The following is an 11,294-nucleotide window of genomic DNA, read 5'->3' as shown; positions in this document are numbered from 1 at the left end:
TCGAAGTAGTTGCCCTCTTCCCAGCCGGTCCGGCGCAGGAACAGCCGGTCATAGATCGGCGCCACCGCCTGCACCTCCTCGGGAGGCGCGAAACTGTCCAGCCTTACGAACCCCTCATCGCGAAAACGGCGCACGTCTTCGCGGGCCAGCGGCAGCCATTCCATGGTCGTCACCACCACACGGCCTGCGCACCGCTGCTGCGGATGCGCCCGGCGCACAACCTCAGTTGTAAGCGCTCTGCTCCCTCACTCGAACTGACGCCACAGTCGCAGAAGCGCAAGAGTAACGTCGCATCTCGCACTGAGGTTTCATAGGGTTAACACTTAAGCATTCCACCTAAACAAGCGTCAGCGTTTCAACTAACAAGCGTCAGTATACCCGCTCAACAAGCGTCAGTGCTGTAGCTTGACAGATGAGAAATTCGATTCAGTCGTACCAGGCCCGGCCGGCCCGCTCGATCAGGGCGAAGGCGCCTGCCGGCCCCCAGCTGCCGGCGGCGTAGGGCTTGGGCGTCAGCCCCGCCTCGCGCCAGGCGTCGGCGACGCCGTCGACCCAGCGCCAGGCCTCCTCGATCTCGTCGCGGCGGACGAAGAGGGTGGAGTTGCCGCCGATCACGTCGAGCAGCAGCCGCTCGTAGGCGATCCGCCGCCGCGCGCCCGGCCCCTCGTAGGCCCGCAGCAAGGACAGCGACAGCGGCAGGGCCTGCAGCCGCATGCCGCCGGCGCTGATGCCCGGCGCCTTGTTCATCAGGGTCAGCTCGATGTCCTCGTCCGGCTGCAGGTCGATGACCAGACGGTTGGCGGTCAGGTCCTCCTTGGCCTGGCCGTCGAAGATCGAGTGCGGCACCGGCTTGAACTGGATGGCGATCTGGGTGCGCCGCTCGGGCAGCCGCTTGCCGGTGCGCAGGAAGAAGGGCACGCCCGCCCAGCGCCAGTTGTCGATGTCGGCCCGAAGCGCCACGAAGGTCTCCGTCCCGCTGGGCTGGCCGCGTTCGTCCTCGTAGCCCTTGACCTGCTTGCCGCCGACCACGCCCGGCGTGTACTGGCCGCGGATGGTCCAGTTCTGGGCGTCCGCCCGGCTGAAGCGGCGCAGCGAGCGCAGGACCTTGACCTTCTCGTTGCGCACGGAGCGCGGCTCCATGTCGGCCGGCGGCTCCATGGCCACCAGGCAGAGCAGCTGCAGCATGTGGTTCTGCAGCATGTCGCGCAGCGCGCCGTACTCGTCGTAATAGGGCCAGCGGTCGCCGACGCCCTCGGTCTCGGCCACGGTGATCTGCACGTGGTCGATGGTCAGGTTGTTCCACAAGGGCTCGAAGAGGGTGTTGGCGAAGCGGAGCGCAATCAGGTTCTGCACCGTCTCCTTGCCGAGGTAGTGGTCGATGCGGAAGATCCGCTCCTCGTCGAAGACCGCGCCCACCGCGGCGTTGATCTCGTGCGAGCTCTCCAGGTCGCGGCCGATCGGCTTCTCCAGCACGATGCGCGTGTGGGCATGGGCCAGCCCCGCCGCGGCGAGCGCGCCGCAGACCCGGCCGTAGAGGCTGGGCGAAAGCGCCAGGAAGAAGATCGGCGCCTTCACGCCCTCCAGCATCGGCGCGAGCGCGCGGGCGCCCTCGGCAGTCGTGGCGTCGGCGGCGGCGAAGTCGAGCCGCTCGGAGAACCGGGTCCAGACCGCCTCGTCCAGACCCTCCGGACGGGCGGCGAGCAGGCTCTTCACCTCGGCCATGAACTGTTCGCGGGTGAGCTTCGCGCGCGCGGTCGCCAGCACCTTGAAGCCCGCCGGCAGAAAGCCGTCGGCGTCGAGGAAGTAGAGCGAAGGCAGCAGCATCCGGTGCGAGAGATCGCCGGTGGCCCCGAAGAGGACGATGGCGTCCGCCGGCCAGGTGTCGATCATCGCCGAAGCCTTCCCCGCATCTAAGACAGAGCCCGGGATGCGCGGATTGCGCGCAAGCCGTCAAGCCCGCGTCTCAAGGCCCGCGGCGATATGGACCGGGGCGCCTGTCAACTCCACCGTGAGCAGGGATCGACCGGGCCGCCTCGCGCGTTCCTTGGCGACTCACGAGGGGTCGCGCCGTCCATGAGAATTGAAGAGCTGACCGTCGGCCTGCCTGCGCCAAAGCCGCTGCGCCTGAAAGAGCTCGCCCTTTTTCTCGACCTCGACGGCACGCTGGCGCCGATCGCCGCGCGGCCGCAGGACGTCCGACCCGATCCGCGCCGCACGTCGCTGGTGGAGCGGCTGCGCCACGCGTTGCACGGCCGGTTGGCGGTGATCAGCGGCCGCACGCTCGCCGACGTCGACCGCATTCTCGAAGGCCGCGTCAAGGCGGTGGCGGCGGTCCACGGCCTGATCCTTCGCGACGCCGACGGAACCGTCACGGCGGCGCCGCCGCATCCCGCCCTGCCCGCGGTGGTCCGCCGCTGCCGCGAGTTCGCGAGCCGCGATTCCGGCCTGCTGGTGGAGGAAAAGGGCCTGAGCGTCGCCCTGCACTATCGCCTGGCCCGGCCGCAGGCCCAGGCCGCCCGGGAGCTGGCGGCGGAGCTCGCCGCCGAGACCGGCCTCTTCCTGCAGCACGGCGACATGGTCGAGGAGCTGCGCACGCCCGGCCCGACCAAGGGCGACAGCGTGGAGGCCTTCCTGACACGTCCGCCATTCGCCGGGGCGCGGCCGGTGTTCGTCGGCGACGACATCACCGACGAGCACGGCTTCGAGGCCGTCCAGGCGCTCGGCGGCGACGGCGTGCTGGTGGGCCCGGGCCGGCCGACGGCCGCCCGCTACCGCATCGTAGGAGTCGAGGAGGCGCTAGCCTGGCTCGAAGCGGCGTTATGAGTCGGCTGATCGTCGTCTCTAACCGCGTCAACCCGCCGTCCGGCAAGGGCGACGAGAGCGTCGGCGGCCTGGCCATGGCGCTGGCCGCCGCCCTGCGCGAGTATTCGGGCCTCTGGTTCGGCTGGAGCGGCAAGACCACGCCGGAGTTCACCGGCCAGCTGGCGATGCAGCGGATCGACGGGGTGACGGTGGCGACGGTCGACCTCGAGGAGGCCGACGTCGACGAGTACTACAACGGCTACGCCAACAAGACGCTCTGGCCGCTGTTCCACTACCGCCAGGACCTGACCGCCTACGACCGCGCCTACGGCGAGGGCTATGAGCGGGTGAACCGGCGGTTCGCCGAAACTTTGCGGCCGCTGATCGAGGCGGGCGACCTGGTCTGGATCCACGACTACCACCTGATCCCGCTGGCCCGGGAGCTGCGCAAGCTGGGCGTGAAGAACCGGATGGGCTTTTTCCTGCACGTCCCCTGGCCGGCGCACCAGGTGCTGACCACCCTGCCCGGCCACAAACAGCTGGTGCAGGCGATGTTCGACTACGATCTGGTCGGCTTCCACATCGCCGAATACCAGCAGGCCTTCGAGGAATATGTGCTGAACGAGGCCGCCGGCGAGCAGATCGGCCCGGGGCTCTGGAAGGCGTTCGGGCGCACGGTGCGGGTCGGGGCCTATCCGATCGGCATCGACGCGGCCGACTTCGCCAAGCTGGTGCGTTCGGCGCGCGCGGTGCGGATGCGCGACCTGATGGCCGCCTGCACGGTGTTCCGCAACCTGATCGTCGGCGTCGACCGGCTGGACTATTCGAAGGGGCTGGAGGAGCGCTTCATCGGCTTCGAGCGCTTCCTGGCCGACAATCCGGACCTGCGGCGCGAGGTCCTGATGCTGCAGATCGCCCCGGTGAGCCGCGAAGGCGTGGAGGCCTACCAGGAGATCCGCGCCCGGCTCGACTCCCTCTCCGGACGGATCAACGGCGAGTTCTCGGACATCGACTGGGCGCCGTTCCGCTACGTCAACAAGAACTACCGCCGCGACGAGCTGGCCGGCATCTACCGCGCCGGCCGGGTGGGCCTGGTGACGCCGCTGCGCGACGGGATGAACCTGGTGGCCAAGGAATATGTCGCCGCCCAGGATCCCGACGATCCCGGCGTGCTGATCCTGTCGCGCTTCGCCGGGGCCGCGCGGCAGCTGACCGAGGCTCTGCTGGTCAATCCGAACAGTCCCGAGGAACTGGCCGAGGCGCTCAAGCAGGCGCTTTCGATGGACAAGCCCGAGCGGATCCGCCGCTGGCAGGCGCTGTATGAGAACGTCCAGCGCGAGGACGTCACCGCCTGGCGCGACGCCTACGTCGCCGACCTGGAGCACATCCAGGCGCGGCCGACGAAGCTGGCGAGCTGAAGCATTGCAGGCCGAACCATATCCCCGCTCGTCCCCGCGAAAGCGGGGATCCAGGCGTTTTTCGTTGCAGCGTTGGGGTCATTGCAACGGCCCAGAACAAAAAAACCTGGGTCCCCGCTTTCGCGGGGATGAGCGGAGGCGGGGGTGACGCCCTCCGAACCGTCCCTCTCGCGCTACCGCGCCAAGCGTGACTTCACCAAGACCGCCGAGCCGCAGGGCGCGGAGAAGACAAAGCCGTCAAACCAGCTCCGCTTCGTGGTCCAGAAGCACGCCGCCAGCCGGCTGCACTACGACTTCCGCCTGGAGCTGGACGGGGTCTTCAAGTCCTGGGCGGTGACCAGGGGCCCTTCGCTCGACCCGCACGACAGGCGGCTGGCGGTGGAGGTCGAGGACCATCCGCTCGACTACGGCGACTTCGAAGGGACCATCCCCAAGGGCCAGTACGGCGGCGGCACGGTGATGCTGTGGGACCGCGGCTACTGGGCGCCGGAGCCGGGGATCGACCCGCACGAGGGCCTGAGGAAGGGGGACCTGAAGATCGTGCTCGACGGCGAGCGGCTGAAGGGCGGCTTCGTCCTGGTGCGGATGAAGCGCCGCGAGGGCGAGAAGGGCGACAACTGGCTCTTGATCAAGCACCACGACGGCTGGTCCGTGGAGGGCGAGGGCGAGCGGCTGGTCGAGGAGGAGACCACCTCCGTCGCCTCCGGCCGCAGCATGGAGGAGATCGCCGCCGGCAAGGGCAAGGGGCCCAAGCCCTTCATGACCGGCGGCCGCACACGGGCCTCGGCCAAGGCCGTGTGGAACTCCAAGCCCAAGGAGAAGCCGCCGCCGAGCCCCGCCCCGCTGAAGGCTGCGCCGCCGCCGCGGTTGAAGAAGGCGGCGTCCCTGCCGGGCTTCGTGCCGCCGCAGCTCGCCAGGTCGGTCGACCGGCCGCCGCCGGGCCAGGGCTGGGCGCATGAGATCAAGTTCGACGGCTACCGGCTGCAGCTCCGCGTCGAGCATGGCCGGGCCACGCTGAAGACCCGCGCCGGCCTCGACTGGACGGCCAAGTTCGCCGAGATCGGCCGCGCGGCGTCGGTCCTGCCCGACTGCCTGGTCGACGGCGAGGCCTGCGCGCTGAACGCCGAGGGCGCGCCGGACTTCCCGGCGCTGCAGGCGGCGCTCTCCGACGGGGATTCTTCGGAGCTGGTGTTCTTCGCCTTCGACCTCTTGTTCGCGGGCGGCCAGGACCTGCGCGGCCTGCCGCTCGGCGAGCGCAAGGCCAGGCTGAAGGCGCTGCTCGGCCAGGCGTGCAAGGGGCTGGGCCCGCGCATCCGCTACGTCGACCATTTCGAGACCGAAGGCGCGGCGGTGCTGGCTTCGGCCTGCCGCATGGCGCTGGAGGGGATCGTCTCCAAGCGGCTCGACGCGCCCTACCGCTCGGACCGCTCCGGCAGCTGGCTGAAGGCCAAGTGCCGCGCCGGCCACGAGGTGGTGATCGGCGGCTGGACGGGGGAGCCTGGCCAGCTGCGCTCGCTGCTGGTCGGCGTGCACAAGGACGGCGCCCTGGTCCACGTCGGCCGGGTCGGGACCGGCTTCGGCCGCGAGACCGTCGAGCGGGTGCTGCCCAGGCTGCAGCGGCTGGAGACCGACAGGAGCCCGTTCACCGGCCCCGGCGCGCCGCGCAAGGAAGCCAACGTCCACTGGGCGAAGCCGGAGCTGGTCGCCGAGATCGAGTTCGCCGGCTTCACCGCCGGCGGCCAGGTCCGCCAGGGCGCCTTCAAGGGCCTGCGCGACGACAAGCCCGCCCAGGACGTGACCGCCGAGAAGCCCGCCCCCCTGGAGGAGGTCGACGTGCCCCATTTCGTCCCTGCCGAGCCCGCCCGCCACGCCGCCCGCGCGAAAGCCCCGCTCGCCACCCGGGCTGCGAAGCGCGACAATGTCGTCATGGGCGTGACCCTGTCCAATCCCGACAAGCCGCTGTGGCCCGACGGCGGCGACGGCGAGCCGGTCACCAAGCTCGACCTCGCCCGCTACGTCGAGGCGGTCGGCCCCTGGATGATCCGCCACGTGAAGGGCCGGCCGTGCTCCATCGTCCGCACGCCGGACGGGATCGACGGCGAGGAGCGCTTCTTCCAGCGCCACGCCGGCAAGGGCTCGTCGCACCTGCTCACCGAGGTGAAGGTGTTCGGCGATCACCAGCCCTACCTGCAGGCCGACAGCATCGAGGCGCTGGTCGCCCTGGCCCAGGTGGCGGCGACCGAGTTCCACCCCTGGAACTGCCAGCCCTTCCAGCCGGAGGTCCCGGGCCGGCTGGTGTTCGACCTCGATCCCGACGAGGACATCCCTTTCGAGCGGGTGATCGAGGGCGCGCTGGCGGTGAGGGAGCGGCTGGAAGCCTTGGGCCTTTCGGCCTTCTGCAAGACCACCGGCGGCAAGGGGCTGCACGTCGTCACCCCGCTTCTCGACGGCAAGGGCAAGACCGATTGGCCGACCGCCAAGAAATTCGCCCAGGACGTCTGCCTGGCGATCGCCGCCGACGCCCCTGACCGCTACGTGGTCAACATGGCCAAGGCCAAGCGGGTGGGGCGGATCTTCCTCGACTATCTGCGCAACGACCGCATGTCGACGGCGGTGGCGCCGCTATCGCCCAGGGCCCGGCCCGGCGCGCCGGTCTCCTTCCCGCTGACCTGGAGCCAGGTGAAGCGCGGCCTCGATCCGAAGACCTTCACCGTCCGCACCGCGCCGGGCTTGCTCAAGAAGACCAAGGCCTGGGCCGACTACTGCGACGCCGAGCAGCCGCTCGCCGAGGCGATCAATCGGCTAAAGCGCAAGTAGCGCCTTCGCCGCCGCCGGCGGGAGGGTTTACTTGTAGCCCGCGCAGCCCGACAGCGTCTCGCCGCCGATTTCGACCTGGGCGGTCATCGGATATTTCGCCGAGCCGACGCTGCAGGCGGTGTTCTGGAAGCTCACCTTCATCGTCTGTCCGTCCGCGGCCTTGGCGGTCCAGCTGACGCCGCCGGCGCCGATCTGCGAGCCCGGCGCCTTGGCGGCGAGCGCGGGCTTGCCCGGCCGGGTGAGCTTGAAGTCGGTCCCGTTCGTCACCGTCAGGCTCCACGGCGGCTTTGCGCCGCGTGCGTCGATCTGCTTGCTCAGATCCAGGGACGCCGCCTGCGCCCCGGTCGCCACGAGCGCCGCCGCGAACGCGCCCGCGATCGCCGGTCCTGTCGTTTGCATGCTGCATCTCCTGTGGGCGGTCCTAAATGGACGAACGGCTGGGCCGAAGTTGGGCGGCCGGGTCTTGACCCCGATCAAGGCTTACCGCCCCCGCACGGCTATGCAGGGACCATGAACGTCACCAAACCCTACGACCTGGTCGACGAGGGCGAAGCCGGCGTCCGGCGGCTGGTCGAGGCCTTCTACGACCTCATGGAGCGCGAGCCGGAGTTCGCCGCCCTGCGCGCCGTCCACGCCGCGGACCTGCGTCCCATGCGCGCGCGGCTCGCCGATTTCCTCACCCAATGGACGGGCGGACCGCGGGTCTGGACCGAGCGTCATCCCGAGCGCGGCTGCATGGTCTCGGTACACGCGCCCTTCGCCATCGACGGCAAGCTGGCCGACGACTGGATGGCCTGCATGCGCGAGGCCTTCGCCGAGGCCGCCGTCCCGCAGGCGTTCCGTGGCATGGTCGAGCCGGTCCTGACCCAGATGTGCCAAGGCCTGCGCAACGACCGGCGCTGACCTCTAACCTAAAGGGTGCGGCCGACGCCGTGCTCGCGGATCGGGAAGGCGGCGACCGCCGAGCGCTCGGCGCGCTTGCGCACGAAGGCCTCGACGTCGGCGCGGAGTTGGGCGAGCTGCGCCACCGAGCCCGTGCCGCCGCGGCCGGCGAGCCCGATATAGGCCGGCGGGAAGGCCGCGATGCGGTGCAGCAGGACGTCCAGTCGTTCGTCGTCGGGCGAGGCCGGCTCTGGACTTCGGCCGATCAGGGCGGTCGCCTCGTTCAGCGCCGCCAGGTATTCGTCCAGCTGCAGATAATCGGACATGCGGGACTCCACGCTTGGCCCCCCGTACCTTGCACGGACGATACGCCCCGTTCCGGCGGCCGTTAAGTGAAGTTCGCTTTATCCGCGGCAGGCGCGAAGTTCAGGCCCGCCGCTTCGCCGGCGGCTTCTTGGCGGGCGGGGCGGCGGCCTTGCGGCGAGTGGCGGTCTTGGCCGCGGGCTTGCGCCGCTCGCCGCCGCCGGTCTGGCCCAGGCTGCGGCGCAGTTGCTCCATGAGGTCGATGACCTCGGCCTCCTTGGGCTCGGCCGGCGCGGTGATCGTCGCGCCTTTCTCCTTCTCCTTGATCAGGGCCCGCAGCGCGTCCTCGTAGCGGTCGTTGAACTGGCTGGGGTCGAAGGGGCCTTCCTGCTGCTCGATGATCTTGGTGGCGATCTCGACCATCTGCGGGCTCGCCTTCACATCGGGGATGTTGTCGAAGAACTCCGCCGCGTTCTTCACCTCGCGCTTGGTGCGCAGCGAGAAGGCCAGGATTCCGCGGTCGCGCGGCTCGAGCGCCATCAGCCGCTCGCGCTGGTGCATGACCAGCCGCCCCAACGCCACCTGGCCGGTCTGGGCCATCGCCTCGCGGATCACGGTGAAGGCCTCCACCGCCATCTCGCCGTCGGGGGCCAGGAAGTAGGGGTCGTTCCAGTAGAGACGGTCGATGTCCTCGATATCGACGAAGCGTTCGATGTCGAGGCTGCGGGTGGTGGCCAGCCGGACGTTCTTGATCTCCTCGTCGGTGACGACGACGTAGCGGCCCTTCTCGATCTCGTAGCCCTTGACGATCTCCGAGCGGTCCACCGGCCCGGTCTCCGGGTCCGTCGGCACCATCTTGATGCGGTTGTGGGTGGCCTCGTGCAGCATGTTGAAGCGCACCTCGCCGCCGCTCGCCGTGGCCGTATAGAGCGCCACGGGACAGCTCACCAGGCTCAGCCGCAGGTGGCCCTGCCAGGTCGGACGCGTGGCCATGGCGGTTTCTCCGGGGATTTCAGAGTCCGCAAACGCCGCCGCAGAGGGAAAGGGTCCACGAAGCCCACGAACGGGAAAGCTGCGACGCCCGGGAACTTGACTCTCCCCCTCGCGAGTTTCAGAACAAATATAGAACGAAAGGAGTCCTCGCCCGATGCCTCAGCCTGCCGCAGCAGGGCGCCTCGCCGCCGTGCGGGCGAAGGTCGCCGCCCTCGAGGCCGGCGGGCGGGCGGACTCCGCGCGGCTGCCGTTCGGGGCGGAAGCGGTGGACGCGGCCCTGGGCGGCGGCCTGCCGCTCGGCCGCTGGCACGAAGTCGGCGGCTCAGGGCTGGAGACCGAGACGGGCGCCGCGCCCGCGGCCTTCACCGCCCTGATGGCCGCGCCGCTGGCCAGGCGCGGCTGGGCGGTCTGGGTGCTGCGGCGCGACGACCTCTGGGCGCCGGGGCTGGAGGGGCTGGGCTTTCCGGCGGACCGGCTGATCCAGGTCTGCGCCCGCGACGAAGCCGAGGCGCTGGGGGTGATGGAGGACGCGCTGGGCGCCCAAGGCGTCGCCGCCGTGATCGGCGAGGTCGAGGACGTGGACCTCACCGCCGGCCGCAGGCTGCAGCTGGCCAGCGAGAAGGCCGGGGCCACCGGCTTCGTGATCCGCCGGCGGCCGTTCGGGGGCCAAGCTCGGCGCGAGGCTCCCGGCTCGGCGGCGGCGACCCGCTGGCGGGTGGCCTCCGCGCCCTCCGAGCCGCCGGCCGGCGAATTCGGCCTGGGCGCGCCGCGATTCTTGGCCGCGCTCGAACGTTGCCGGGGCGGCCGCCCCGGGGCCTGGCTCTTCGAAGCGAAGAGCGCCTTCAGCTGGGAGGCCCGGGATGGGACGCATCCTCTGCGCCTGGTCGCCGACCTGGGCGATCGCGAACTGGCGCCGGCGCAATCCGTGCGACGGGTTGCGTGAGCAAGAGCCTCCCCCCCAGGGGGAGCATCTCCAACCCTTCGCCCTCGTCGAAACCGTCCGCGGGACCCGCCGCCTCGTCGCCGTCAGCCTGGAGGCCGCGCGGCTGAAGCTGCATCCCGGCCAGAAGGCGACCGACGCCTTCGCCCTGGTCCCGGAGCTGGCCGTCGCCGAGCACGAGCCGGAGGCGGACGCCGCGGCCTTGACCGAGCTCGCCCACTGGTGCGTGCGCTTCTCGCCGGCGGTGGCGATCGATGCGCCGGACGGCCTGTTCCTCGACGTCGAGGGCGTGGCCCACCTGTGGGGCGGGGAGGCGAAGATGCTGGCCGACTTGCGCGCGCGGCTGGCGGGCAATGGGCTGCCCTTCCGCCTGGCGATCGCCGACACGCCGGGCGCGGCCTGGGCGCTGGCCCACTATGGCGCGGACGGGACCATCGCCCCCGCCGGCGGCCAGGCGGAGCTCTTGGGCCCCCTGCCGCCCCAGGCGCTCAGGCTCGATCCCGAGGCCGCCGCCCAGATCGAGCGGCTGGGCCTGCGCCGGATCGCCCAACTGACCGCACTGCCCCGCGCCCCGCTCGGCCGCCGCTTCGGGGCGGAAACCCTGACGCGGCTCGACCAGGCGCTGGGCCGCGCGGCCGAGGCGCTCAGCTTCCGCCGCCCGCCGACGCCCTGGTTCGCCAGGCTTTCCTTCGCCGAGCCGATCAGCGCGCCGGAGGACATGGCCCGCGTCGCCCACGACATCTCGGCCAGGCTCTGCGCGATGCTGGAGGCCAAGGGCCAGGGCGCGCGGCGCTTCGAGCTCGCCTACCACCGCCTGGACGGCAAGGCGCTCTGCGTGAGCGTCGGCCTGTCGCTGGCGGGGCGCGATCCGGTGCGGCTGGGCAAGCTGTTCGCGCCCAAGCTGGACGTGCTCGACCCCGGCTTCGGGATCGAGGTGGCGACGCTGGCCGCCCACGAGGTCGAGCCGATCGGCGCGCGCCAGGTGCGGCTGGATGCGGGCCCGAACGGCGAGGACGGGCTGGCCCCGCTGGTCGACCGGCTGACCAACCGGCTGGGCGAAGGCCGCGTCTGGCGGGCCGAGGCCGCCGAGAGCCATGTGCCGGAGCTGGCGGTCGCCCGCGCCCGGCCGCTGACGGCGG

10 protein-coding genes are annotated in these 11,294 nt (G+C 70.9%); 6 read left to right on the top strand and 4 right to left on the bottom strand.

Annotated features, from left to right (window positions below; genetic code table 11):
• Positions 1–426: 426 nt before the first annotated feature.
• Complete coding sequence (gene zwf, locus VJS38_RS19990; protein ID WP_324089906.1) at positions 427–1,890, bottom strand: glucose-6-phosphate dehydrogenase; 1,464 nt, start codon at positions 1,888–1,890, stop codon at positions 427–429.
• A gap of 183 nt (positions 1,891–2,073) precedes the next feature.
• On the opposite strand from zwf, the gene otsB reads away from it, so the two are divergent.
• From otsB to ligD, 3 genes are all read left to right on the top strand, one after another.
• The gene (otsB, locus tag VJS38_RS19985; RefSeq protein WP_324089905.1) at positions 2,074–2,823 is read left to right on the top strand and encodes a trehalose-phosphatase; all 750 of its coding nucleotides are present in this window, start codon (positions 2,074–2,076) and stop codon (positions 2,821–2,823) included.
• A complete protein-coding gene (locus VJS38_RS19980) occupies positions 2,820–4,220 on the top strand; it encodes an alpha,alpha-trehalose-phosphate synthase (UDP-forming) (protein ID WP_324089904.1) in 1,401 nt (466 codons plus the stop codon). Before otsB ends, VJS38_RS19980 begins: the two co-directional genes overlap by 4 nt.
• A gap of 144 nt (positions 4,221–4,364) precedes the next feature.
• Entirely contained in the window at positions 4,365–7,037 is a 2,673-nt protein-coding gene (ligD, locus tag VJS38_RS19975; protein ID WP_324089903.1) for a DNA ligase D, read from the top strand.
• A gap of 27 nt (positions 7,038–7,064) precedes the next feature.
• On the opposite strand, the gene VJS38_RS19970 is transcribed toward ligD, so the two are convergent.
• Positions 7,065–7,436 (bottom strand): hypothetical protein, encoded by a 372-nt coding sequence (locus VJS38_RS19970; RefSeq protein ID WP_324089902.1) that lies wholly within the window; start codon positions 7,434–7,436, stop codon positions 7,065–7,067.
• Positions 7,437–7,547: 111 nt separating this feature from the next.
• Between VJS38_RS19970 and VJS38_RS19965 the strand changes: the two genes are divergently transcribed.
• Entirely contained in the window at positions 7,548–7,940 is a 393-nt protein-coding gene (locus VJS38_RS19965; RefSeq protein ID WP_324089901.1) for a group II truncated hemoglobin, read from the top strand.
• Positions 7,941–7,948: 8 nt separating this feature from the next.
• Here the strand turns inward: VJS38_RS19965 and VJS38_RS19960 are convergent, their stop codons facing one another.
• Positions 7,949–8,245 (bottom strand): hypothetical protein, encoded by a 297-nt coding sequence (locus VJS38_RS19960; protein WP_324089900.1) that lies wholly within the window; start codon positions 8,243–8,245, stop codon positions 7,949–7,951.
• A gap of 100 nt (positions 8,246–8,345) precedes the next feature.
• Positions 8,346–9,215 carry a Ku protein gene (locus tag VJS38_RS19955; RefSeq protein WP_324089899.1) on the bottom strand — a complete coding sequence of 290 codons (870 nt, stop codon included), beginning with the start codon at positions 9,213–9,215 and terminating at the stop codon, positions 8,346–8,348.
• 154 nt (positions 9,216–9,369) lie between these two features.
• On the opposite strand from VJS38_RS19955, the gene VJS38_RS19950 reads away from it, so the two are divergent.
• Both VJS38_RS19950 and VJS38_RS19945 read left to right on the top strand, forming a co-directional pair.
• Positions 9,370–10,158 (top strand): protein imuA, encoded by a 789-nt coding sequence (locus tag VJS38_RS19950; protein WP_324089898.1) that lies wholly within the window; start codon positions 9,370–9,372, stop codon positions 10,156–10,158.
• A 103-nt stretch (positions 10,159–10,261) separates the two neighbouring features.
• Positions 10,262–11,294 (top strand): Y-family DNA polymerase (locus tag VJS38_RS19945; protein ID WP_414692472.1); only part of this gene is annotated, 1,033 nt, incomplete at its 3' end.

The organism is Phenylobacterium sp., assembly GCF_035276905.1.
Taxonomy (GTDB): Bacteria; Pseudomonadota; Alphaproteobacteria; order Caulobacterales; family Caulobacteraceae; genus Phenylobacterium.
The sequence above is the reverse complement of the archived record's forward strand: the minus strand, read 5'-3'. Positions and strand labels throughout refer to the sequence as shown.